The organism is Glaciecola sp. G7-5, from assembly GCF_055808975.1.
This window is the reverse complement of sequence record NZ_CM147892.1, coordinates 4,224,914-4,249,562: the sequence shown is the minus strand read 5'-3', so window position 1 is coordinate 4,249,562 and position 24,649 is coordinate 4,224,914. Positions and strand designations below refer to the sequence as shown.

Sequence of the window (24,649 nt, the reverse complement as noted above, 5' to 3'; positions counted from 1 at the left end):
CCAATTGATTTTTCGAGGGCTTGCACCTCCTAGCCCACATTTTAAGGTAGTTTGGCTTTGTAGTATCAAGGCTAGACAAGTCAACTACCGTATTGTTTCTAAAATCCGTTAATTGTAAAGTTCCAGATATCACCTTTATGCAAATAAGAATAATTATCATTAAGGTTTACATTTAAAAAAGTTTGCATTAGTATTTTGCCTGAATCGTTAACTCAACTAAGGGATAAAATAAACAATGCCTGTAAAAAACAGCACATTTAACAAATTAGGATCAGGTTCTATTCTCGCAGCACTTGCTTTTTCACACACACCAGCTTTTGCCAATAAACTAGACTCAACATGCGAAGGAGATAGCAAGAATTGCGACAGCGAAGCTGTAGAACTCATTAAGGTCCATGGTGTCCGCAATTCTATCTACAGTGTAAAAGAATCTGGTGACATTCGTCGCATTGGCGAACTACTAGACACACCGCAAACGATCACGGTATTAACCAAAGACCAAATAGAAGAATCAGGAAAGTCCGATCTTAAAGAGATCCTAGCCGCGCAAGCAGGTGTTACCCTTGGCACGGGGGAAAATGGCAATGCCTTTGGTGATCGCTACATAATACGTGGCCATGAAGCACGTTCAGACGTGTTTGTTGATGGCTTACGTGATCCAGGTATGACAACCCGAGAAAGTTTTGCAACCGAACAAGTTGAAATTACGAAGGGCCCTAGCTCAACATTCGCCGGCAGAGGTTCTTCTGGCGGTGCCGTTAACAGTATTACTAAAAAAGCATCTACCGCTTATAATTTTGGTCGAGTAGATGCATCAATCGGTACAGACGAGCATTATCGCATGGTGTTTGACTACAACACGCCCATTGCAACAAATTTTGCTACGCGCATAAACCTGTTGAGTACACAAGAAGATGCTCCTAATCGCACTAGCATTGCACGCAGTAGAGAGGGTGCCTTGCTGTCAGGTTTATACGATAATGCTGATGACCTCAGCGTGTATGCTGACGCATATTATCTACAAGCGAAAGATACGCCTGATTTAGGTTCTTATTTTGATTCAGCCACGCGCGAGCCCGTCGAGAATATTCCTGTTTATGCGCAAAATGAAGACTTCTTAGACTCAGAAGTTTTTGCGTTAACGCTGAGAAGTGAATATGACATCAGTCCAAAGCTCAAGTTCTATAATGCTACCCGCTTTGGTAAAACCAACAATGCCTACCTTTCCACTGGTGCGCGCGGGACGACCCGAGCAGAAACCGATGCAAGCGCACCTAACGCAGACACTATCGTGTTAAGCACTCATCAAGGTTGGCAAGATGTTGACTATTTTGCGACGCAATTTAATTTGTTTTGGGATATCAATACCGGTGGCATTGAACACAATTTATTATTTGGCTTAGAAGTAAGCGATGAAAATGTAGATAACGGTGTTTACGATATTAGCTACAATAACCCTAGAAACTGTTTAACCGAGGGCCGGCGGGGCGTAAGCGAAAGTTATTGTTTACTTGATGGTGTTGGTGACTTATTCGCTGATCCTCAAAATATTATTGGGCGTGACGTTACGAGAGGGGCCTCTGACGCGCTATTTTCAGCGACCACCGTAGCCGTTTATGCGATGGATACCATGACACTTAGCGATGATTGGCAAGTCTTTTTAGGTCTTAGGCAAGACCGAATTGATTATAGTAACGATGTGCTAAGTAGAGGCGACGCTTTGGACTACGCTTATAAAGACAATGTTTACAATGGACATATTGGGCTCGTGTATAGCCTGATGGAAGACGCCAATATCTATGCGACCTATTCAACCGCCACAAACATCAATGGTGGAGAGTCTGACTTGGGCGCTAATTGCGGCTACGGTGGTTTATGTGGTGATCCTGAGCAAGCATCCTTGGCTGATCCTGAAACCGTGAAAAACCTTGAGTTTGGCACAAAATGGTCAGTGCTAGACGAAAAACTATTTATCGCAGCAGCGTGGTTTCAATTAACCAAATACGATGTAATGGAAAGTGTTGGGGATGCATATTCCACCTTAGGTACGTTAAATACGGGTAAAAATAGGGTCGAAGGTATTGAGTTTGCTATGAATGGTAATATCACTGACAAGTTAAGTGTACAAGTGAGCGCGGCTAAAATGAGCTCAGAAGTACTCGAATCAATCAGCGAAGCAAACATTGGTCTTGAGCTCAGTAATTTTGCTGGCGACAGTGCATATTTTCAGTTGCGCTATCAATTAAATGAAAAATTTGCGTTTGGCGGCGATTACACGTTCAAAGGCGAGATGTTCGGAGGCCAGCCAGACACAGCGGCGTCTTATGATGCCGACAATAACCGCTATAGTATTGTTGTACCGAGCTATCAGGTTGTAAATTTATTCGCAAATTATAGTGTGTCTGACAGTACGACGCTGCGCCTAAATGTCGGTAACGTCACCGATACTGAATACTGGACCGCGGCATACAGATCAGGTGCTTTTATGTATTTAGGTGACGCGCGCTCAGTTCGTGCCACGTTAACCTACGAATTTTAGTTAGCAATAATAAATAAGGAAGAATAGTAATGGTACTGATTGAGCAACTTTTGTCAGCAGGTGAAGTCGCAGCATTTAGGAAGGAGCTCAGTCAAGTACCCTTTAAAGACGGTAAAGAAACCGCCATGGGAATGGCTTCTTCAGTGAAAAATAACGGGCAAGCTGACAATTCAGATATACAAGTGCAACAATTGAGCCATCAGCTTTTAGCCAAGTTTGGAAGCAATTCAACTCTGATTTCAGCGGCACTTCCTCATCGCATTTTCCCACCGTGTTTCAATCGTTATAGCGACGGTGAAACCTATGGCTTTCATGTTGATGCAGCGATTATGCGCATACCAAACAGCAATGATGTGCTGCGTTCAGATATGTCTATGACTTTGTTTTTATCTCATTTAGACGAGTATGAAGGCGGTGAGTTGGTCATTAAAACCCAGTATGGTGAACAAAGAGTGCGCGCAAAAGCGGGTGACGCTGTGCTATATCCCTCGAGCAGTTTACATAAAGTAACGCCGGTAACAAAAGGCACTCGTTTGTCCGCAATTACGTGGATGCAGAGCATGGTAAGTGACGCCCACGCACGCGAGATTTTGTTTGAGCTAGACCAAAGCATACAAGGATTAGTAAGTAGCAAACATATAGAAAGGGAAGCGCTAGATAGAATGCATCACGTTTATCACAACTTGATTCGTCTTCATTCTCAAGTTTAGGCTGATTTATGATTGGATAAAATGGTTTTAATTGCCACCAAATAGCCAAATCATACTGTGTCAAAAATATTTTTGTAAAAAGTGAAAAAATGTTGCATCCAATGATTCTACTTGGGCGTTTTGTTGTAAGAGTAATGACTCTAAAAGGTCTTGTTTTTTTAAGTCTTAAGCATTTTATGAAAGAAAACAACGGTTAGAGCTGTGATGAAAGTCGCAGCTAGCGGTTTACGATACTCAACAAAAAGTAACAACAAAAAAGAGCGTTTTCTACAAGTGACAATGTTCATTTTGACCTTGTAGGCGCATAAACTAAAAAAGGAATACACATGTTTAACAAAAATATAATTGGTCGTAAATCGCAATTGCTTTTACTATCTGCAATGTTACTTAGTATTAGTGGACAGGCGTCAAGTGCACTATTTGGCTACGCCTTAAACGAAAATGGCAGTAATCTTGTTTCATTTGATGTGACAAACCCCAACGCTACAAACTCTGTCCAGATTGGTGATGGAATGCAGCAAATTTCCGCTATTGACTTTAGACCTGCTACCGGCGATTTAATTGCATACAGCAACGCCAGCAATGCTTATTTTACTATTGATAAAACGAGCGGCGCACTGACTGCATTTGATAACACTTTGGCGGATGATCCCACTAACACTAATGCACTAGATATCGATTGGAATCCAACGATAGACAGAATGAGACTGGTAACTGAAACTGATTTAAACATCGTTTTTAATCCAAACGATGGCGGCACAACTTTAGTGAACAACGTGTTTTACGGAGCAGGGGATGTAAGTGAAGGAATAGACCCATCAATAGTAGCCAATGCATATACCAATAGCTTTACCGCTAACTTAGGTGGCAGCACGCTACAATATGCTATTGATTCAGGTACCGACACTTTAGTAACGCTAGCCAATAACGCAGGTACCTTGGCCACAGTCGGAGCACTCGGATTTGACGTAAGTAATATGGCTGGTTTAGATATATTCTCTGGACCGATTGATGGCATAGGTGGTCCTAATATGGCCTACGCACTACTGAATGTTGCGGGTATATCGGGGCTTTACAACATTAACCTTCAAGATGGCCAAGCTAGTTTTATCGGTAACATTGGAAACGGCGATGTATTGACTGGTTTTGCAATTACATCAGTGCCAGCGCCTAGCGCATTGTTGTTGTTAATACCTGGCGCACTCTTGCTAATGCGTCGCGCACGCTCAAAGCAGTAAAGAAAATACGTAGCGGCGGTACTCATCGCCGCTACAAAACAAACTCAATACGAAATTCATCTTAGTTCGACGTTAACGAAGCACTCGCTATTTGTCTAATCTTGCCGACTATTGCGCGTAGGCCATTTCCGCGGGTTGGCGTGATGTGATTTTCTAAATCTAATTCTTTAAAGTAATTGTCGATATCAAAATCGACTATTTCTTTAGCGGTTTTTTCATTGTAGGCACTTAGCACTAGCACTAATAAACCTTGTACGATAACCGCGTCACTGTCTACGTCAAACTCGAATCTATCGCCTTGTAAATGGTAATCTAACCAAACATTGCTTTGGCAACCTTTGACTATTTTATCGGGTGTACGGGCTTCTTCGCTAAGGCCGGGTATTTGCTTGCCTAAGTCAATAATGTACTGATAGCGTTGTTCCCAATCATCAAAAAACGCTAGATCGTCAACGATTTCTTCGCTACTTGGTAATTGCATTTTTGTGTTTATTCCTATGATTTACAATGCGGGTGTTTTGGTGCTTGCGCCAGTATACAGCAACTTAAAAAATACACCCGCTTCTAGCTGGGCTTCTTCACTCATCTTGTCGCGCGACCAAGGTGGATCGAACACGAGGTTGACCTTCACGCTTTCAACATGCGGTACCATAGCAACTCGATATTCGACATCACCCACTAACACCGGCCCCATTCCGCAAGCTGGTGCGGTGAGTGTCATGTCGATATTAACGCACTTCTCGCTGTTATCTATGTCTACCTTATAGATAAGCCCTAGCGACACCAAGTTAATTGGTATTTCAGGGTCGTAAACCGACTCTAATGCTTCCCACACTTGGTCTTTATCTATATTGCCGTCGGCTGGTGGCTCAAATGACAGCGTCAAAGACTTTCTGCCAATGGCTTGTGCATCGGTACCGTCGATGCGATACATGTTGCCGCGCCACGTAATGGTGAAGTTTCCGCCTAAGTCTTGCGTAATCGTGACAAACTCACCTTCAGGGATAATTTTTGGTGTGCCTACAGGAACTAAGCGCGCTTTGCAGTCACTTTCCGTGACAACCATTTTCTGTTGCATTATATGTTTACTACCCTACGTTAAAGCTTTCACCGCAGCCGCACTCGTTTACCACATTCGGATTGTTGTATTTAATCAGGCCGTTTACGCCTTCTTTCACATAGTCAATTTCAGTATTACGCAACAACTCTTGCGCCTTTTCGGCAATAGCAATGCTTAAGGAGTCGCTGAACTTAATTACTTCATCGCCATCTTTAGTGCTATCAACAAGGTCCAGTACATAAGCATAACCAGTACAGCCACTTACCTTAGTCGAAAAGCGAATGATTTTCTCAGGCTGCGCCTTTTGCTTACTTTCAAAATGCTTTATCGCGCTATCGGTAAGCGTAATCGTTTGTTTATTGGGTACAAAAGTTTCAACAGTCATAACTGCTCCTACATCAACATTGTTTTGGCTTTTTTGAGTGCTTCAAACAGCCGGTCAATGTCCTCAAAAGTATTGTAAATAGAAAAAGACGCTCGCGCCGTGCCGGGCAGTGCTAAACGCTTCATTAGCGGTTGCGCACAATTGTCTCCAGTACGTATCGCCACACCTTGTTTATCTAAAATAAAACCAATGTCGGCAGGATGAGCATTGCCTAATTTAAAACTCATCACGCCCACTTTATTGGGTGCCGTGCCTACAATTTCCATCCCGTCAATGTCTTGAGCGAGTTTGCTTGCGTAGGCTAGCAAATCTTGTTCGTGCGCCTGCATGGCCTCAATATCGAGACTCGACAGCCACTTAACGGCGGCGCCTAAACCAATGACGCCAGCAATGTTTGGCGTGCCTGCTTCTAGTCTGTTAGGTAGAGCACCCCAAGTTGCACTCTGATAATCCACCTCGCTAATCATTTCACCGCCGGTCTGCCATACTGGCCATGTTTCTAATAGCGCTTTTCGTCCCCACAACACACCAACACCTGTGGGACCAAATAATTTGTGTCCAGAAAATGCGTAAAAGTCGCAGCCAATGGCCTGCACATCAACATTACCGTGAGCAATCCCTTGAGCACCATCAACCAATACCCATGCGCCATATTGCTTAGCTTTTTTACAAATCTCTTTTATCGGATTAACTGTACCCAGTGCATTAGATACATGGGGCAGGGCGACTAACCGAGTTTTGTCGCTCAACAGTGAATCAAACGCTGATATATCTAGTTCACCGCTATCAAAAATGGGACATACTTTTAATGTGGCACCGCTACGTTTACAAGCTTGCTGCCATGTTACTAAGTTAGCGTGATGCTCAAGTTCAGTAACAATAATTTCGTCACCTGCTTTAAACAGTTGCCCAACGCCATTGGCGACTAAATTGATTGCCTCAGTGGTACCGCTGGTCCAAATTACTTCTTCGCGATGCTCGGCATTAATAAAGCTCGCTACTGTGTCGCGTGCCTTCTCGTAGCCGCGTGTTGCTTCATCAGCCAATTGGTGTGCACCGCGATGCACATTAGAATTATACTGCGTGTAATACTCAATTAAGGCATCAATTACAGCTTGCGGCTTTTGCGTAGTTGCCGCGTTATCTAAATATACCAATGGCTTGCCGTTAATTTCTCTTTGCAACACAGGAAATTGAGCACGAACAGCATTTACGTCAAAACTCATTTGACCTCCATGTTGCTAAAACGCTCGTTCAACATGGGTAGTAGCCACTGTTTAATTGGCTCATTATTAATGGCATTAACTAATTCTTGGATAAAGCCAAAGTTTAACATAACGAGTGCTTTAGAGCGTTTAATTCCGCGGCTCATTAGGTAGTACAGGGCTTTTTCTTCTATTTCAGCTACAGTTGCACCATGTGCACATTGTACATCGTCAGCATAAATTTCTAGTTCTGGTTTCGTATTAATGAGGGCGCGGCGCGATAATAACAAGTTACGGTTGTTAAGCTCAGCCAAGGTTTTTTGCGCATCTCGGTGAATATGAATACGACCACTAAATACGGCTCGCGCTCTGTCACCAATGATGCCGCGTGCGTTTTCTTTAGTTGTGCCGTTTGGCACCGCATGCTCAATGGTCGAGTGCATATCAAACAACTCGCCTTCAGCCAGCAAATAAATTGCATTCATCTTGGCATGTGCATGCTGACCTGCATGAATAATATCTACGTCTACGCGCGATAACTCGCTACCGTAAGACACAAAGGTGCTGTTTAAATTAGCGCGTGCTTGTAAGCTAAAATGACTGCCGCCAACTTGCTTTGCTGCACCTGTAAAAAAGGCAAAGCGATAATGTTCTAGCGTTGCTTCTTCACCAATTACGTACTCTGCAAATGCGGTAGTAAAACTATTTGATGATCCCGTGCCATGTTCAATGACTTTCAGCCGGCTGTTTTTGCCAACATTTACTAGCACGCGCGTATGCGCGTCGCAATCTTGTGCGGCAATATTGATAACTCGTAAGGGAGTATCAACTTCACAGTTGTCATCAAGTGCGATATAGACACCTTGTTCACATAACGCATCATTGACCAAGCCAAAGACATGACGGCTTGGTTTAATATGCCCAAAGAGGGCCGCAATTTTTTCTTGTGCATCGGCTGGCGCATCACTCATTGAGTGAATACGTAAACCTTTCGGCAGGGCCAGCTCGCTAATATCTGTGCGCAACATACCGTCAACAAACACAAGGTCAATAGGGTCTAGACCAGCGATTTGCTCAACTTCATACTCACGGACGTTTGCATCTTTTTCGCTTGAATTAGATACGCGATCTTTAATTGACGATAGCGGCGTAAAGCGCCATTCTTCACTACGGGCTTTGGGCCAGCCGTCAGTTTCTAACTTTACAAGGGCCTGCTGACGCATAGGTGCAAGAAAATCGTTAACACCTTTGGCATCATCAATGACCTTACTTAGCCATTGGCTCATGCGCTTACCCCTTCAAACTCTTCACCTAAGAAAGCGTAGCCTTCTTCTTCCACTTTAAGTGCAAGAGATGCATCACCGCTTTTGACTATTTTACCGTTGGCAAGAATGTGTACAAAATCAGGTTTAATGAAGTCCAACAAGCGCTGATAATGAGTGATGATGATAAAGCTACGCTTTGGATCACGCTGACTATTAACACCGTTGGCAACAACTTTTAAGGCATCGATATCCAAACCAGAATCAGACTCATCCAAAATACAAAGCGAGGGCTTTAACAAAATCATCTGCATAATTTCGTTACGCTTTTTTTCGCCGCCAGAGAAACCTTCGTTAACACCACGCTTTAAAAAGTCTAAAGGCAGTTGCACTTGCTTGCAGGCTTCTTTTGCCATTTTCAAAAACTCAGTGGCCGAAAGTGGTTCTTCACCGCGCTGCTCACGCGTGGCATTTACCGACTCTTTCATAAACTCCATATTGCTTACGCCAGGAATCTCGACTGGATATTGAAAAGCTAAAAATAAACCGTTACTGGCACGCTCTTCAATATCCATTTCAAATAGGTCTTTGTCGTTAAAAAGGACTTCACCTTGCTCAACTTCATAGCCATCGCGACCAGACAAAACATAACCTAAGGTGCTTTTACCTGCGCCATTTGGGCCCATAATGGCATGCACTTCGCCGGGGTTAACCTCTAGGTTTAAGCCTTTTAAAATGGTTTTGTCTTCTACTCTTGCGTGTAAGTTTTTAATGTTAAGCATAATTATCCTACTGATCCTTCTAAGCTAATTTCTAGCAATTTACCTGCTTCGACGGCAAACTCCATCGGCAGTTCTTTGAATACTTCTTTACAAAATCCATTCACAATCATCGAGACTGCTTTTTCAGGATTAAGCCCGCGTTGTTGACACAAAAACAGTTGCTCATCGCTGACTTTAGACGTTGTTGCTTCATGCTCAACAATCGCGCTTGGATTACGGCTTTCAATATATGGGAAGGTATGTGCGCCGCACTTATCACCAATTAGTAATGAGTCACACTCGGTAAAGTTACGTGCACCATCGGCTTTCGGTCCCATTTTGACCAACCCGCGATAAGCATTATTACTTTTACCTGCTGAGATCCCTTTAGAAATAATGGTAGAGCGGGTGTTTTTACCTAAATGAATCATTTTGGTGCCAGTGTCGGCCTGTTGCATACCGCGGGTAAGGGCGACTGAGTAAAACTCGCCTACGCTGTTGTCACCTTTTAAAATACAGCTTGGATACTTCCAGGTTACCGCAGAGCCGGTTTCAACTTGCGTCCACGAAATTTTTGCATTGGTGTGGCAGATACCGCGTTTGGTCACAAAGTTATAAATACCGCCTTTGCCGTTTTCATCACCTGGATACCAATTTTGCACGGTAGAATATTTGATTGTTGCATCATCCATTGCTACCAACTCGACCACTGCCGCATGCAATTGATTTTCATCACGCTGCGGCGCAGTACAGCCTTCTAAATAGCTTACATGACTGCCTTCTTCGGCCACAATGAGTGTGCGCTCAAATTGGCCGGTATTCATTTCATTGATACGGAAATAAGTCGACAACTCCATTGGGCAACGCACGCCTTTTGGAATGTAAACAAAAGAGCCATCGGTGAAAACTGCGCTATTGAGTGCGGCATAATAATTGTCTGCTCTTGGCACAACTGAGCCAAGGTGTTTTTTGACGAGGTCTGGGAATCTGTGCACAGCTTCAGAAATAGAGCAAAATATCACGCCTGCTTCTTCTAATTTTTCTCTAAAAGTCGTGACGACTGATACTGAATCAAATACGACGTCCATTGCCACACCCGCAAGCATCTCTTGCTCATGTAGTGGAATACCTAATTTTTCGTAGGTACGTAGCAGCTCTGGGTCAACCTCGTCGAGTGACTGAGGTTTGTCTGCCATGCTTTTTGGCGCCGAATAATAAGAGATTGCCTGAAAATCTATTTCAGGGTAGTGCACATGCGCCCACTCTGGTTCTTCCATTTTTAAAAATGTTTGGTAGGCCTTTAAACGCCAGTCGAGCATCCACTGTGGTTCTTTTTTCATCTCGGAGATACGTCGTATAATGGATTCGTTTAAACCGCTTTCAAAAGTATCCGACTCAATTTCAGAATAAAAACCAGCCTCATATTTTCTATCTAGTGCTTGTTCAATCTGTTCACTCATTTTTTGATCCCACTATTCGCTTTCGTTAATTTGGCGAGGTAAACACGCTTGATGTGATTACCGCTAATTTCGTTTTTGCCCTACATTTATGCAGATTACAGTTTTGGTAGCCTGCTCACTTGCAAAGACAAGTGACAATGATTAATGCTTTATGGTAGCGAGTTCTCGCTAGTGCCAAGCATTTGTAATATATTTATGTTGCTGTCGGTCGAAGTCGTGTTTAAACAGTTTTGGCGGCCAACAACTTGTTTTACGTCGCGCTTTTGCATTAATTCTTGCAGTGAAATTTGATTTAAAAAATCACTAATACGGTCGCTTAGGTTTTGCCACAGGCTATGTGTTATGCATTTCTCACCGGCTTGGCAGTCTGATTTACCGTTACATTTAGTGGCATCAACACTTTCGTTAACGGCTTCTATTATTTCGCCTACCGACAACATCTCAGGCTTTCTATTTAAAGTGTAGCCTCCGCCCGGACCACGCACGCTTGCGACAAGCTTAGTGCGTCTTAATTGCGCAAATAACTGCTCTAAATACGACAAAGAAATATCTTGGCGCTTAGAAATCGCGGCTAATGATACAGGACCATTTTTACAATGGAAGGCTAAATCGAGCATAGCAGTTACCGCATACCGGCCTCTAGATGTAAGCTTCATAGTATTCCCTTTACAAAAACAGGAGTGAATGGTTTCATACCCCACTAAAATGGTCAAGTATTTATCCCACTAAATTAGTCAAGTATTGAAATAAACGTGTTTTTTTGTAGTGTGTTGTTTCCAACATAAAGTAATTGCTAGTGAAAGTGTTGATTTCGCCGTTACATTGTTTAACAAAAGCAATCTTTTATAGGCAGATAAAAAAGTCTGAAATGAACAATTAGATAGCAGTCCATAAAAGTGCTTATTTTCAAAACTTAGAAAATTAATATATTAAAAAATCCCATAAGTGCATGTTTCATTGAGTATTTAGATTCAAAATTGCTCACTAAGTAGATTATAAATAATAAAAAGCTTATAAATTTATGAACTAACTTCCTTTATTTTGCTTGTAAAGTCCCACAGCGAATGTTAATAATATGTAATGTAAGCGCTACCATTTGATATGTAAGCGCTACCATTTGTTAAAAATTGTAAGGTTTAAACGCTTTTTCGCAATGAGTCTATTAGTTAGTTAACGTTATATTAACATTGCAGAGCAGCCAAAAACTTGAGTTGAGTAATAGTTGAAATTTCGATTTGTGATTAGGGTGTACAGTCGATATTTCATACGATCGAGAACTAAAAAGAACGTAATTCTATAAAAGATTATTAATACGTTATCGGTTCTTGGTTCTTTCAAGAAGTTAGCACATACAAAGAACACACGTTAAAGGAAGTCGAATGAAAAAGAGCAAACAAAATATAGCCTTCGAGCAACAACATCCCCAATGGATGCGATTCAAAAAAACTATGGTAGCGGTGGGTATAAGTGCAGCAATGGCGCAAACTCCTCTATATGTTTACTCTCAGGAGGCAGCAGAACAAGCAGCTGAAGAAGAGCCTACAGAGGTTATTAATGTTAGAGGGCAACGACAAAGTTTGACTGCTGCCCAAGAACTTAAACGTAATGCTGATACTTTCCTTGACGCAATTTCTGCTACAGACTTAGGGGCGCTTCCTGATGCCAGTGTAGTTGAAGCTTTGCAACGTGTACCGGGTATTACTATTGAACGTTTTGCAGCACCAGATGATCCTGACCATTTCTCAACAGAAGGCAGTGACGCTACACTTCGAGGCCTTCCTCAAACTCGCACCGGTATTAACGGACGCGACAGCGTAGCAGCCGATTCTTCAAATGGCTTAGGTTTTGATGATATATCGCCTCAGTTACTAGGCAGTGTTGAAATTTTCAAAAACCAAACCGCAGATATGATTGAAGGTGGTATTGCAGGTACCATTAACTTAAATACTCGGAAACCTTTTGATTCTTCATCTCGAATTCTTAATTTTGAATTGCAAGCTAGTGAGGGGAATCTATCAAAAGAACCAACTTATGGCTTTTCTGGTTTATATTCGGATGTATTCGACGTTTCAGGTGGTGAGGTAGGTGTACTAGTTAGTTATAGCTCGGTAGACCTGACATTTAGAGCCGATGGTGCAGAGCTTGGACAGCATAATTTAGTCGCTGATGCTGCAGGTGTTGGCCAAGACCGATGGACGCCAATAAACGCCGGTGTACGCTCAACCACGACCGATCGAGAACGTGAAGCTGCATCCTTTACTTTGCAGTATCAAAATACAGACGAAACCTTTGTGTCTACTTTTGAATATATACTTTCAGACTCAGGAACTAGATGGTCAGAGCACGCTTTCTTTTCTGATGATCAAGCTTACTCAAGTTTAGGCGATGACGTTACGTTTGGAGACGAGTCATTTACCGGGGGCACGCTTCAGGGGATTCAAGATGGTTTGGGTCCGCAGACTCGTAAAAGTTCAAGTGATGAACAATTAGAAGAATTTACCTTCAACGTTGCTTATAAGCCAACAGACCGTTTAACACTTGAATTTGACGTTCAATTTGTTGATGCCACAACTGACGTCGTCGACTTATCAATATTTGGTGGCATAATTCCTCGATTTGGCGGTATCGATCTAGAAGTGGGGGCATCTGGAGATACGCCAGTAGTTGGCTTCAGAGCACCTGCAGGTTCTGGTGTAAGCGATGCTGAGTTTTTTTCAGATCCTAAAAACTTTTTCCATCGCGCCGCAATGGATCACGTAGAAGAATCTGAAGGCGACCAAAGTGCATACCAATTTGACGTGGATTATGAACTAGAGCATGAGATGCTAGACTCAATTGAGGTAGGTGCTCGTTATGCAGAGCGTGACCAAACAACGCGTTGGTCAACATATAACTGGCAAAACTTATCTGCAGAATGGTCTGGCGGCTGGGTTGACTTTAATGGAGACAGAATTCAGCCATCGTGGAATGGCGATACCGCATTTATGCCAACAGGTGAAACAGTTGCTAGTCCAGGTTTTGAACAATTTGGCTATCCTGGCTTCCATAATGGGAATGCGGGTAACCCGGTTAACAGCTTATTTGTTTCATTTGATGCAGTTCAAAGCTATGACGCCTTCTTAGAAAACTTATCTAGTTTTGGATTCCCAAGTTTGGGCACAAGAGGCGGCGTAGAAGATGGTTCAATCTACTTACCCGGTGAATTAAATCGAGTGGTAGAAGAGAATACCGCTTTTTATGCTAAGTTAAATTTTGGTGGCGAGTCTCGTTTATCAGGTAACGTTGGCTTAAGATATGTAAAAGTTGATACATCAGTGGATGGTGGTGAAAACTTCCCAGCACAATTGTCGGACAACATAATCTTAACGCCAGATGAAGCAGCGTTTTTTAACGATACAAGTTTTACTAGGTCAACGGACAATAGTTACAATACTGTACTACCCAGCCTTAACCTCAAATACTTATTAGGTGATGACTTACTTATTAGATTTGCTGCATCTAAATCGGTTGCCTTCGCAGATACCGGAAATTTAAGATATAACTACAATTACACCTCATTAACGCGTGATGTTGACCCTGATGACGCTATGTCGCCTGTGGTAATAGACGAAATTCAGCGTCGTAGTGGTAACCCTTTCTTAGACCCGATGGAGTCTATCGACCTTGACCTTTCACTAGAATGGTACTTCGATGAAGGAGATTCATTAACAGTAGGCATATTCCAAAAGGATATTGATGGCTTCTTTGCTAACGATACGTTTACACAACAGGTGACCAACAATGGGGCAACACTGCCTGTTGAAGTCAGCACCACAATTAATATTGGTAGTGGAAAGTTACAAGGATTGGAAATTGGTTATCAACAATTCTTCGATGAACTGCCAGGTTTATTTAGCAACTTAGGCCTGCAGTTTAATGCTACTTTCTTAAGTGAAAGTGGCGTGCCAAATCAAAACACTCGACCGGTACAATCAGGTGGAGATGATGATGTTGCTCGAGCTGCCTTACCCTTTGATAACTTGCCACTGCAAGGCCTGTCTGAAACGACTTACAACATTGTTGGTTTGTATGAGGATGATGTTATTTCTGCTCGTTTAGCTTATAACTATCGTTCAGACTATTTATTGACTATTCGTCAGACTAACTTGGGCGTACCTATTTTTAACGAGGCACGCGGACAGCTTGACGGCTCTGCTTTTTATAGCATTACAGACAATATAGAAGTGGGTATTCAAGGGCAAAATCTAACCAAGTCTGAGTCCAATACTCGGATGCAAGTTAATCAAGAAGGGACAACTGTTGTCAGATCGTCATTTACCAATGACCGAAGATTCTCATTAATAATGAGAGGTCGATTCTAAACACTCCCTTCTCAAACCTAGCTGTAGGTGCTATGTTTATTGCACCTACAGCTTATTTGTTTTTGGCTGCATAATTACCTAAGAGTCCAGAATAAGAAGTTTATGCAAAGTAATTCCATCAAAAAAATAGTGATAGTTGGCGGAGGAACAGCCGGTTGGATGACTGCCGCGGCACTTTCATCATTATTAGACAAAACACAAGTTTCTATATCACTAGTTGAGTCAGAGCAAATTGGCACAGTGGGTGTTGGTGAAGCGACCCTTCCTCATTTGCGGTTTTTTATAAAGCGTCTTGGTATTGATGAGCAAGAGTTCATGCGGCGTACAAATGCAACTTACAAAACGGGCATTGAATTTATCAACTGGGGACAAGTAGGCGAAAGCTATTTGCACCCATTTGGCGATTTCGGACAAAGTATTAATGGCGTGGATTTTCATCATTACTGGGTGAAACAGCGACAAGCCGGTGACAAGACAGATATTGGAGATTATTCACTGCCTGTCGTTGCATCAAAATTGGGCAAATTTGATTACCCAAGTACTGATGAGCAATCTATTTTATCTACGTTTTCTTATGCTTTTCATTTGGATGCAGGCCTTTTTGCCAAGTTTTTGCGAGAATACTCTGAAGAAAAAGGTGTGGTCCGTACTGAAGGATTAGTGAAACATGTAAAGCAAGATGAAAAAACGGGATTCATATCGTCTGTGACCTTAGAAAGTGGCCAGACAATTGAAGGCGACCTATTTATTGATTGCTCTGGTTTTAGAGGATTGCTAATCGAGCAAACGCTTAAAACCGGTTACGATGATTGGCGGCATTGGCTACCTTGTGACCGTGCTATTGCAATTCCTTGTGAAACAATTAGTGCGCCTTTACCTTACACTAAAGCCACTGCTCGTGATGCTGGATGGCAGTGGCGTATCCCGCTTCAAAATAGAGTGGGTAATGGTCATATTTATTCTAGTTCATATATGGATGATGCGACTGCATTAGATGTCTTACTTCAAGGCCTAGATGCAAAACCGACAGGTGATCCAAACTTTCTACGTTTCACCACCGGAAGGCGTAAAAAAGCATGGAATAAAAACTGCGTGGCAATTGGTTTATCAGGCGGGTTTTTAGAACCCTTAGAAAGTACGAGTATTCATCTTATTCAACTAGGTATTATGAAACTGTTAGAGTTTTTCCCCGACAAAAGTTGTGATGAAGTAAAAAGCACAGAATACAATCGCATGATGAGCTTAGAGTTTGAACGTTTACGCGATTTTTTAGTGCTACATTATAATGCCACAAGGCGAAACGACACTGATTTTTGGAATGACGTACGCACGATGAAACTACCAGATGGACTACATCATAAAATGTCATTATTTAGAGAACGTGGGCACGTTGTACAATATACAGAAGGCTTATTTTTAAAGGCAAGTTGGTTAGCTGTTTATCTGGGGCAGGGGGTGATACCTAGCCATTACGATTGGAATGTTGATTCTCAACCTCAAGAAAAAGTTGATAAGTTCTTTAAACAGCTCAAAAGTAATATCTCTTATGCAGTAGCCGGTATGAATGATCATGCTACAAGTTTAGCTAAGCATTGCGATATCAGCCTTAGTCAAACTCCGCCTCCAGCTAGTATGAGCTTATGTGGAAGAGATACTTAAGTGACAAAGCATGATCGACGTCCTATTCAAAACATTTGTATTTTGGGCAAGAGCCTGCATGTAGCGACAGTCGCGGCCGCGCTCAGCCGCAAATTTATGCGGCAAAATGTAAATATTATAGCGGTAAATACTGAGCAGGAAGATAGATCAGTTTATGGTGAAGCATCACTTAGTGCGCTTCATTATTTTCATCGTTTTTTGGGTTTAAAAGAGCATCAGATGATGGCGGTGACCAGCGCAACCTATAAATTGGCATCGCAATATAAAAATTGGTCATGTAGTGGAGCATCAAACAATAATACAAAAAATAAGCATTCCTCTTTTTATCACTCGTTGAGTAGTTATGGAAGTATGATTGATTCAAGTGCTTTTGTTCATCACCTGACCAAACTTCGCCAGAGCAATAAAAACTATGATTTTACCTGTTTCTCATTACCTGCAGTCATGGCGCGAGACGGCAAGTTTACAAAACCTGACCCAATGCACTCAGCATTACCTTTTAGCTATGCAATGCACGTTGATGCAATCTCCTATGCCAAAGGTATGCAGGATTATGCAACTAAGCTAGGTGTAAAGTTTATTTCTAGTAATATAGAAAATGTAAAACTGAAATCTATTGAAAATGACAATGGTCAAGCTTCTACACATATTGAACAAATAAGTTTAAGCGATGGCAACAAAGTAAGATCTGAAATATTTATTGATTGCACCAACGATGGTGAGTTAATTGGCAAGGCACTAAACGTTGATTTTGAAGATTGGAGTGAATATTTACCATGTGATCGTTTTGTGACTTGTAAAACAGAACTAGATTTACAATTACAAGCATCGACAAACATGTCATTACATAATAATGGTTGGGAACGCAGTTTTGTACTACAAAATGGAACGGTAAAAGAGTTCTTCTTCTCAAGTAAATATATAAATGATGATCAAGCACTAAGAGAATTTGAAGTTAACTATCTCAAAGATACAAATATCCTTGGTGAATGCCGCATACAAAAACAGAGAATTGGACGCAGAAAGCAATTTTTTAGCGGAAATTGTATATCTATGGGAAGTGCTGCGGGCAGTTTAGACAGACTGGCTGTGAGCGATTTTCATCTGGTACAATCTGCGGTATTACGCTTAATTGATTTATTTCCTGATACATCGTTAGGCATGTCTGCAGAGAACTTTAGTCGCGATGAATATAATAATTTATGTAGCGAAGAATATGCGCGTATTTTGGATTATCACGGGGCACATTTTGCTATACCAGCAAAACAAGCCAATAAACAATGCAGTTCATTTTGGCAAGCCATGCAAACGGTGACATTGCCCGAATCACTTACACAAAAATTTAGTTTATTTGAGGACTGCGGGCGAATACCCTTTTATGAAAGAGAAACATTTTCTAGTTCAACATGGGTGTCGTTATTGCTCGGCCTAGGGATGCATCCAAAAAATTATGACGTGTTATTGGATATGCCACCTGCTAGTAATGAAAGAAGCATAAATGCAATAAGCAACATTATTGAAACCATTAAAGATATAAGTAGTCGCGCACCCACTCATGCACAATATTTGCGTCAACATTGTGTGAGAAGAAACAATAGGTAGTTAGATTTATGAACGCATCAAAAAATGATAATCAAGTCCGCGATATTCTAATTGTCGGTGGTGGAACCGCGGGCTGGATGGTGGCAGCGGCTTTAGCGAAAAACTTTGCTAGCAAAGGCCGTAAAATAAGACTTATTGAGTCACAAGAGATTGGTACAGTAGGGGTGGGTGAAGCAACCATTCCTTTTATTCGTACCTTCAATCAATTGCTAGGCATTGATGAAAACGAGTTTGTACGCGAAACAAAAGGCACATTTAAGTTAGGTATTGAATTTAAAGACTGGGGTAAACTTGGTGACAGTTATATTCATCCATTTGGCGTGTATGGCTCGCCTATGGCCGATAATATACCGTTTCATCACTATTGGCTAAAACTCAGAAATGAAGGTATTGAAACTAAGCTTTCAGATTATTCATTAGCTATTATTGCCGCAAAAAAAGAGCGTTTTAGTCGGCCCGTAAATATTCAAAACTCTCCCATGGCGTCACTTAATTATGCGTTTCAATTTGATTCTGGCTTGTATGCTAAGTTTTTGCGGAAGTTTGCAGAAAGTCGGGGCGTGGAAAGGATAGAAGGTAAAATTAGCTCCGTTCAAGTAAATCAAGATACCGGTTATATTGATTCAGTCATGATGGAAAATGTATCGGGTGATATGGCAGAACCTCTTCAATATCACGCTGACTTTTTTATTGATTGCTCAGGATTTAGAGGCTTGTTAATAGAAGGGGCTTTAAATACTGGATATGAAGACTGGACGCATTGGCTACCGTGTGACCGCGCAGTAGCAGCGCCTTGCGCAGCAAATGAAGCACCTTTACCTTATACGCGCTCAACAGCGAGAAAGGCAGGCTGGCAATGGCGTATACCATTGCAACATAGGACCGGAAACGGACACGTATTTAGTAGCCAATACATGAGTGTTGATGAAGCCACTTCAATTTTGCTTAATAACCTTGATGGGGAGTTACTTGCTGAGCCTAAAGTTTTAAAATTCCAAACGGGTAGGCGTAAAAAAACGTGGAACAAAAATTGTCTTGCCATTGGTTTGTCAGGTGGCTTTATGGAACCGTTGGAAAGTACCAGTATTCATTTAATTCAATCAGCCATTGCTAGGCTAATTAGCTTATTTCCAGATAAAGATTTCAATGACGCGATTGTTAACCGCTTTAACGACGAGTCTAAATGGGAATATGAACGTATTCGCGACTTTCTCATACTTCACTACAAGCTTAATCAACGCACCGATTCTGAATTTTGGACCTACTGTCAAAATATGCCAATTCCCGATTTTCTGCAAAGTAAACTAGACCTATATCGCAGTAGTGGACATATTTTTAGAGACAATGAAGAGTTGTTTGGTATCCCAAGTTGGTTAGCTGTGATGGAAGGACAAAACTTCCACGCCAAGGGTTGCCATCCTTTACCTGATGCGAGGGAGTCGAGTCGATTACATGAACATTTACTAAAAATAAGCGCTGTAATAGACAGGTGCGCTGATAGTATGCCTACACATGCTGAGTTTATTAATCAACATTGTAAAGCTAGTTAATCTTAGTAAAAAACCACCGCGATTCACGCAGCGCTTTGTTAGTGCCCAGTACTTATTTTTGGAATAAATGCTAATGACACAACCAATGATTCAAAACCCAATTTTACCGGGCTTTAACCCTGATCCAAGTATCGTTGCAGTAGGGGATGATTATTATATTGCTACCTCTACATTTGAATGGTATCCGGGTGTGCAAATACACCATTCTAAAGATTTGAAAAATTGGCAACTTGTTAAACGTCCTCTGGATAGAGAAGCTTTGCTTGATATGCGTGGTGCGCCAGATTCATGCGGAATATGGGCGCCTTGTTTAAGTTACAGCAATGGTCGATTTCATCTTATTTATACTGACGTGAAGCGATTTCAAGGTAACTTTAAAGATGCCCATAATTATTATACTAGTTGTGAAACTATTGATGGAACTTGGTCTGATCCAATTTATATGAACTCTAGTGGTTTTGACCCGTCCTTGTTTCATGATGATGATAAAAAGATGTGGTTTGTTAACATGGTATGGGATCATCGCCATAAACATAATCAATTTGGTGGAATACTGCTGCAAGAATATTGCCCAAAGCAGCAAAAGCTCATTGGTGAAGTCAAAAACATATTTAAAGGTACGAGTTTAGGCCTCACAGAAGCGCCACATTTGTTTAAAAGAAACGGATATTACTATTTACTGACAGCAGAAGGGGGCACGTTTTATACGCATGCTATGACAATGGCACGATCAAAGCGCATTGATGGTCCATATGAAGTGGATCCGTATGGATATTTGTTAACTGCAAAAGACAACCAACATTTACGCTTACAACGCTCAGGACACGGAGATTTAGTTGAAACGACTGATGGGCAAACATACTTAGTACATTTGTGTGGTCGGCCGCTAGCTGGTGAAAGAAGATGCCCATTAGGCCGAGAAACTGGCATACAAAAAACCTATTGGACAGATGATGATTGGCTGCGGGTTGAAGGAGCCATTACTGACGGTTTACCCAGTTATGAAGTACCGGCTCCTTCACTGAAAGAGTATCCATGGCCTAAAGAGCCTATTCGCTATGATTTTGACGACAATACATTACCGATTGTTTTTCAATGGTTGCGTACTCCTTATCCCGAAAGGCTAATGGATTTAACTGCAAGGCCAGGCTTTTTACGATTAATTGGTCGAGAGTCAATAGGTAGCCTTTATGAACATGCTTTAGTTGCTCGCAGACAGCAGGCGTTTAAATACCGAGCACAAACTTCAATGGAATTTTATCCCACTAGTTTTCAACAAATGGCTGGGCTGGTTGTGTATTACAACTGTCACAAATTCCATTATTGTTACGTTTCAATTGATGATCAAGGAAATCGTTTTATAGATATTATGAGTTGCCTGGGTGACACATCTCAAGCGTTAACTTACCCACTTCGAGAAGGTGAATTAGAGATTGGCAAAACCGATTCTAGATTTATCTTAGCAAATACAAACACATTGTTTATTCGAGCATTGGTTGACCATCATACTCTGCAATTTGAGTTTTCTTCAGATGAACAAACATGGACATCTTTACCTGTTAACCTTGATCAGAGTATTGTCTCTGATGAAGCAGGTGGCGGTGACGGCTCAAATTTCACTGGTGCATTTGTTGGTATGGCCTGTCAAGACCTGACTGGTCAAGCGTTAGCCGCTGACTTTGATTATTTTGAGTACGTGGAGTTATAGTCATTAGTGAATTATCAGCACGACCTATATTTGGCCCTAACGTTAGGGCATTTATATTCTGTGCAATTATTCTTAGGAAATGCCGGTATCCATTTGCAAATATACCTTAAGCTCTTTACTATGAAACCGCTTTCAGATCGCGGTCGATAATATTTCTTGTGTAGAATCAAGATGAGCACGTGGAAATTAACCATTAGAGAAAAATCTATGGCAACAATTTATGAGGTTGCAAACTTAGCAGGGGTATCGCTTGCAACCGTTTCAAGAGTAATTAACCACAGTTCTGCCGTCAAACAAAAAACGCGTGAAAAAGTAGAGCGAGCAATGCTTGATCTCAACTATAAACCTAATTCAGTGGCAAAATCTTTAGCTTCCAGTCGGTCAGATTGTGTTGGTGTGTTAGTGAGTGAATTACAAGGTTTTTTCTTCACTAACATGATGGCGGCGATTGAAATAGAATGCCGAAAATATGATAAACATATTATCGCTACGGCAAGTGATCAAACACACGAAAAAGATGGTATTCAATTTTTAATAAGTAGAAATTGTGACGCATTAATTATTCAAGTAGAAGCCCTTAGCGATGAATATTTAATAGAATTATGTAACGGTGATATACCGGTTGTTATTGTTAATCGATACATTGATGAAATTGCTGATAACTGCATTGATGTAGATAACGAACAGGGTCAATATCTCGCTACCCAATATCTTATCGATAAAGGCCACAGAGAAATTGTTTATGTGTCAGGCCCCGCAAATAAAAACGATGCTATGATGCGTTTGAAAGGTTACAAACAAGCCTTGCTTGATAACGGTATCAACATTGAGCAAGCACGAATATTTGAGGGCGACTACCTCCAAGAGGGGGCGCAGAAGCATTTAACTATTTTTATGAATCCGATATTCCCTTCACAGCAATTTTGTGTGCAAATGATGAGATGGCAACAGCAGTAATGGCATCAGCCAGGGAAAAAGGCATGAATTTACCCGACGATTTGTCGATATTTGGTTTTGATGACGTCGTATTTTCTCGATATACCTATCCCAAACTTACAACAATTGAACATCCAATTCGTAGTATGGGTGAAATGGCAGCGCGCTGTGTTTTACAGCGTGTATACAAAAAGAATGTAGGGAAACTAATAAATCACTTTTCGCCTAAAATTGTAGAGAGGGATTCGGTCAAAAATATCTTAGGATCGAATAGATAATAACTGCTAGAAATTAGCAGTTATTATCTTTGCACTAGCATCTAATCTTTATGCAAGTCATGCATTTGGGCAAGAGAATATACAAATGGCGCGTTCCAATTGATGGTTACTTCATTTGTACTGTAGCTACACCAATCATCTAAAAACGATTGCGCCGCTAAGTTAGAAGGGTAATCGCAGCTATCTTGTTGTCCGCTATGAGGACCACCAATTAAAAAACCAGGTACAGGCTTAACAACATTGTCAGCTTCTGATTGGCGGTGATGTGGATGCATTGGCGGAAACTTTCCAAAGCCAGTTACGAAGCTGTATCCGGTAGGATTTGCGCCAAGTACATAGTTAACTAAGCCTTCTGCGGCAACTTTGTAGTCGTTGTGTGAGTCTAGTCTGTATGCTTGCCAAAGCACTAAAGCTTTATTCATCGCTACGCCATTACTACCCCACACAAAATCATCAGAAGACATAGCAACAGCATATGCAGAATTTGTATGTTGATTTACCAAGTCATTAGCAAGGTTTAATAGGCGTTTTTTATATTGAGAGTATTGCGTATCGCTAAGCATTGCTTTGGCATTCGTTAAAAGTGATATGTAAGGTAGTGCACTAGATTGCGCCCAAGATGGGGTTTGTGGTGTTGATGAAAATTTTTCAAAATTATCTAAAAACTGACCTTCAGAAGTGGCTATAAATAGCTCGGCTGACGCCCACGCAAACTCGTCAGTCACGTCGTTATCACCATACTCCCCCGTTTTTACATCATCAGGTTGTTGATAATATATATTTGGGTTTTGTATCGCCCAAGTATAGGCATCAATCGCTTGTACCAAATACGACTTGGCTATATCAGGTTTCACATCACTATAAATTCGACTAGCGTAAGCCATGACGGCTGAAAAGTTTAACGCTGCAGAAGTTGTTTTTTGTACCACATATCGCGGTTCATTGCCTTCATGCGGCATCATTATGGGGGAAAAGTTTAATGTTGTGAGTTTGTGATAGACTCCGCCATCGTTTGGGTCTTGCATGGTGCTCATCCACTCAACATTCCATGCTATTTCGTCTAAAATATCAGGAATATTATTATTTGACTCAGGAATGTTGAGAGACTTTTTCTTATATGAGTCTGTAAAGTGGTCGTATGCTAGCAGCAATGTATAAGTAGAAATCCCTGAATTGACGATATACTTGTTGTAGTCACCTGCATCATACCAACCTTTAGGAGAGGAAATAACTGAGTTGCTTGGTCTTTCTTCGCTTGACGCAGACTCATGTATAAATACTTCGGTATCAGGATGACCCATCGGCCTAGCAAAATCACCCGCGTTATTGGGTAATAATTCTATACCGGCTCTATTGATATAATATGCTCTCAACCCTTCTTTATGCATGTCACTATATGGATCACTCGTTACTTCAAAAGTAATTGCTTGAGCAGAGTCATCTATTTTAAGAAAGTAAGTTCCTATTGATTTAATGGAGCTTAAATCAAGCTTGACAACACTTTCGCCGGAATAGGGCCAATACTGAGGGGCAGAGGATTCTGACTCTAAGACAGTTTTACCGTTGTTATCAATTACTTTTACATTCACCTTTTCAAGGCTAGGCACAATTTTTATTTTGCTAGCGTTTGGGTAATAACCTACTTGATTATATTTAATAGTATCTGAAAGCTCATGCACACGAGCATTGGTGCTTGTTATTTGAGTGCTGTTGCATGCCGCGAGCACTATGACTGAACTCGTCGCAATAAAAACGCCTGCTTGTTTAACCGACAATTTTCGTATATTCATGTTTTGATTCATACCTTGTATTGTTTTTATTTAAATAGTTTTGCCTACTTACTTTGCGGATTATTTGCTTTTCTGAATGTTTAATTGACGTTTGCTTTTAATACGTAAATTATTCATTCATGTAAGCGCTTACAAATCGAGTTGT

17 protein-coding genes and 1 pseudogene are annotated in these 24,649 nt (G+C 41.3%); 9 read left to right on the top strand and 9 right to left on the bottom strand.

All coding sequences use genetic code 11. From position 1 onward, the window contains the following. Positions 1-235: 235 nt before the first annotated feature. The 3 genes from AC0L6H_RS18770 to AC0L6H_RS18760 all read left to right on the top strand — a co-directional run bounded on the left by AC0L6H_RS18770 (position 236) and on the right by AC0L6H_RS18760 (position 4,487). A complete protein-coding gene (locus tag AC0L6H_RS18770; protein WP_473390779.1) occupies positions 236-2,539 on the top strand; it encodes a TonB-dependent receptor in 2,304 nt (767 codons plus the stop codon). A 29-nt stretch (positions 2,540-2,568) separates the two neighbouring features. Beyond that, positions 2,569-3,249 carry a Fe2+-dependent dioxygenase gene (locus AC0L6H_RS18765; RefSeq protein WP_473390778.1) on the top strand — a complete coding sequence of 227 codons (681 nt, stop codon included), beginning with the start codon at positions 2,569-2,571 and terminating at the stop codon, positions 3,247-3,249. 326 nt (positions 3,250-3,575) lie between these two features. After that, positions 3,576-4,487 carry a DUF4394 domain-containing protein gene (locus AC0L6H_RS18760; protein WP_473390777.1) on the top strand — a complete coding sequence of 304 codons (912 nt, stop codon included), beginning with the start codon at positions 3,576-3,578 and terminating at the stop codon, positions 4,485-4,487. Between the two features lie 61 nt (positions 4,488-4,548). Here the strand turns inward: AC0L6H_RS18760 and AC0L6H_RS18755 are convergent, their stop codons facing one another. From AC0L6H_RS18755 to iscR, 8 genes are all read right to left on the bottom strand, one after another. Then, positions 4,549-4,968, bottom strand: coding sequence for a SufE family protein (locus tag AC0L6H_RS18755; RefSeq protein ID WP_473390776.1), 420 nt, complete (start codon positions 4,966-4,968; stop codon positions 4,549-4,551). 21 nt (positions 4,969-4,989) lie between these two features. Then, positions 4,990-5,565: a putative Fe-S cluster assembly protein SufT gene (gene sufT, locus AC0L6H_RS18750; protein ID WP_473390775.1), complete on the bottom strand. Its 576-nt coding sequence runs from the start codon at positions 5,563-5,565 to the stop codon at positions 4,990-4,992. Positions 5,566-5,575: 10 nt separating this feature from the next. Continuing rightward, complete coding sequence (locus tag AC0L6H_RS18745) at positions 5,576-5,932, bottom strand: HesB/IscA family protein (protein WP_473390774.1); 357 nt, start codon at positions 5,930-5,932, stop codon at positions 5,576-5,578. 8 nt (positions 5,933-5,940) lie between these two features. Continuing rightward, on the bottom strand, positions 5,941-7,158 hold the full coding sequence (locus AC0L6H_RS18740; RefSeq protein ID WP_473390773.1) for an aminotransferase class V-fold PLP-dependent enzyme: 1,218 nt from the start codon (positions 7,156-7,158) through the stop codon (positions 5,941-5,943). Further along, entirely contained in the window at positions 7,155-8,423 is a 1,269-nt protein-coding gene (gene sufD, locus AC0L6H_RS18735; RefSeq protein WP_473390772.1) for a Fe-S cluster assembly protein SufD, read from the bottom strand. Before sufD ends, AC0L6H_RS18740 begins: the two co-directional genes overlap by 4 nt. Further along, entirely contained in the window at positions 8,420-9,181 is a 762-nt protein-coding gene (sufC, locus tag AC0L6H_RS18730) for a Fe-S cluster assembly ATPase SufC (RefSeq protein WP_473390771.1), read from the bottom strand. Before sufC ends, sufD begins: the two co-directional genes overlap by 4 nt. A 2-nt stretch (positions 9,182-9,183) precedes the next feature. Next, a complete protein-coding gene (gene sufB, locus AC0L6H_RS18725; protein ID WP_473390770.1) occupies positions 9,184-10,620 on the bottom strand; it encodes a Fe-S cluster assembly protein SufB in 1,437 nt (478 codons plus the stop codon). A 149-nt stretch (positions 10,621-10,769) separates the two neighbouring features. Next, positions 10,770-11,276, bottom strand: a complete 507-nt coding sequence (iscR, locus tag AC0L6H_RS18720; RefSeq protein WP_473390769.1) for a Fe-S cluster assembly transcriptional regulator IscR — start codon at positions 11,274-11,276, stop codon at positions 10,770-10,772. A 723-nt stretch (positions 11,277-11,999) separates the two neighbouring features. On the opposite strand from iscR, the gene AC0L6H_RS18715 reads away from it, so the two are divergent. The 6 genes and pseudogenes from AC0L6H_RS18715 to AC0L6H_RS18690 all read left to right on the top strand — a co-directional run bounded on the left by AC0L6H_RS18715 (position 12,000) and on the right by AC0L6H_RS18690 (position 22,714). Next, positions 12,000-14,981, top strand: a complete 2,982-nt coding sequence (locus AC0L6H_RS18715) for a TonB-dependent receptor (protein ID WP_473390768.1) — start codon at positions 12,000-12,002, stop codon at positions 14,979-14,981. Between the two features lie 102 nt (positions 14,982-15,083). Then, the gene (locus AC0L6H_RS18710) at positions 15,084-16,640 is read left to right on the top strand and encodes a tryptophan halogenase family protein (RefSeq protein WP_473390767.1); all 1,557 of its coding nucleotides are present in this window, start codon (positions 15,084-15,086) and stop codon (positions 16,638-16,640) included. Beyond that, positions 16,641-18,242, top strand: a complete 1,602-nt coding sequence (locus AC0L6H_RS18705) for a tryptophan 7-halogenase (RefSeq protein ID WP_473390765.1) — start codon at positions 16,641-16,643, stop codon at positions 18,240-18,242. Between the two features lie 8 nt (positions 18,243-18,250). Then, positions 18,251-19,792 carry a tryptophan halogenase family protein gene (locus tag AC0L6H_RS18700; protein ID WP_473390764.1) on the top strand — a complete coding sequence of 514 codons (1,542 nt, stop codon included), beginning with the start codon at positions 18,251-18,253 and terminating at the stop codon, positions 19,790-19,792. 73 nt (positions 19,793-19,865) lie between these two features. Next, entirely contained in the window at positions 19,866-21,500 is a 1,635-nt protein-coding gene (locus AC0L6H_RS18695; RefSeq protein ID WP_473390762.1) for a glycoside hydrolase family 43 protein, read from the top strand. 207 nt (positions 21,501-21,707) lie between these two features. After that, positions 21,708-22,714, top strand: a pseudogene (locus AC0L6H_RS18690) (LacI family DNA-binding transcriptional regulator). A gap of 41 nt (positions 22,715-22,755) precedes the next feature. On the opposite strand, the gene AC0L6H_RS18685 reads toward AC0L6H_RS18690, so the two are convergent. After that, positions 22,756-24,504, bottom strand: a complete 1,749-nt coding sequence (locus tag AC0L6H_RS18685; protein ID WP_473390761.1) for a glycoside hydrolase family 9 protein — start codon at positions 24,502-24,504, stop codon at positions 22,756-22,758. Positions 24,505-24,649 lie beyond the last annotated feature (145 nt).

What these genes read in the sequence shown, in the direction of transcription:
- AC0L6H_RS18770 (WP_473390779.1), top strand. Translation starts at nt 236, where the DNA reads ATGCCTGTAAAAAACAGCACATTTAACAAATTAGGATCAGGTTCTATT.
- AC0L6H_RS18765 (WP_473390778.1), top strand. Translation starts at nt 2,569, where the DNA reads ATGGTACTGATTGAGCAACTTTTGTCAGCAGGTGAAGTCGCAGCATTT.
- AC0L6H_RS18760 (WP_473390777.1), top strand. Translation starts at nt 3,576, where the DNA reads ATGTTTAACAAAAATATAATTGGTCGTAAATCGCAATTGCTTTTACTA.
- AC0L6H_RS18755 (WP_473390776.1), bottom strand. Translation starts at nt 4,968, where the DNA reads ATGCAATTACCAAGTAGCGAAGAAATCGTTGACGATCTAGCGTTTTTT.
- sufT (WP_473390775.1), bottom strand. Translation starts at nt 5,565, where the DNA reads ATGCAACAGAAAATGGTTGTCACGGAAAGTGACTGCAAAGCGCGCTTA.
- AC0L6H_RS18745 (WP_473390774.1), bottom strand. Translation starts at nt 5,932, where the DNA reads ATGACTGTTGAAACTTTTGTACCCAATAAACAAACGATTACGCTTACC.
- AC0L6H_RS18740 (WP_473390773.1), bottom strand. Translation starts at nt 7,158, where the DNA reads ATGAGTTTTGACGTAAATGCTGTTCGTGCTCAATTTCCTGTGTTGCAA.
- sufD (WP_473390772.1), bottom strand. Translation starts at nt 8,423, where the DNA reads ATGAGCCAATGGCTAAGTAAGGTCATTGATGATGCCAAAGGTGTTAAC.
- sufC (WP_473390771.1), bottom strand. Translation starts at nt 9,181, where the DNA reads ATGCTTAACATTAAAAACTTACACGCAAGAGTAGAAGACAAAACCATT.
- sufB (WP_473390770.1), bottom strand. Translation starts at nt 10,620, where the DNA reads ATGAGTGAACAGATTGAACAAGCACTAGATAGAAAATATGAGGCTGGT.
- iscR (WP_473390769.1), bottom strand. Translation starts at nt 11,276, where the DNA reads ATGAAGCTTACATCTAGAGGCCGGTATGCGGTAACTGCTATGCTCGAT.
- AC0L6H_RS18715 (WP_473390768.1), top strand. Translation starts at nt 12,000, where the DNA reads ATGAAAAAGAGCAAACAAAATATAGCCTTCGAGCAACAACATCCCCAA.
- AC0L6H_RS18710 (WP_473390767.1), top strand. Translation starts at nt 15,084, where the DNA reads ATGCAAAGTAATTCCATCAAAAAAATAGTGATAGTTGGCGGAGGAACA.
- AC0L6H_RS18700 (WP_473390764.1), top strand. Translation starts at nt 18,251, where the DNA reads ATGAACGCATCAAAAAATGATAATCAAGTCCGCGATATTCTAATTGTC.
- AC0L6H_RS18695 (WP_473390762.1), top strand. Translation starts at nt 19,866, where the DNA reads ATGACACAACCAATGATTCAAAACCCAATTTTACCGGGCTTTAACCCT.
- AC0L6H_RS18685 (WP_473390761.1), bottom strand. Translation starts at nt 24,504, where the DNA reads ATGAATATACGAAAATTGTCGGTTAAACAAGCAGGCGTTTTTATTGCG.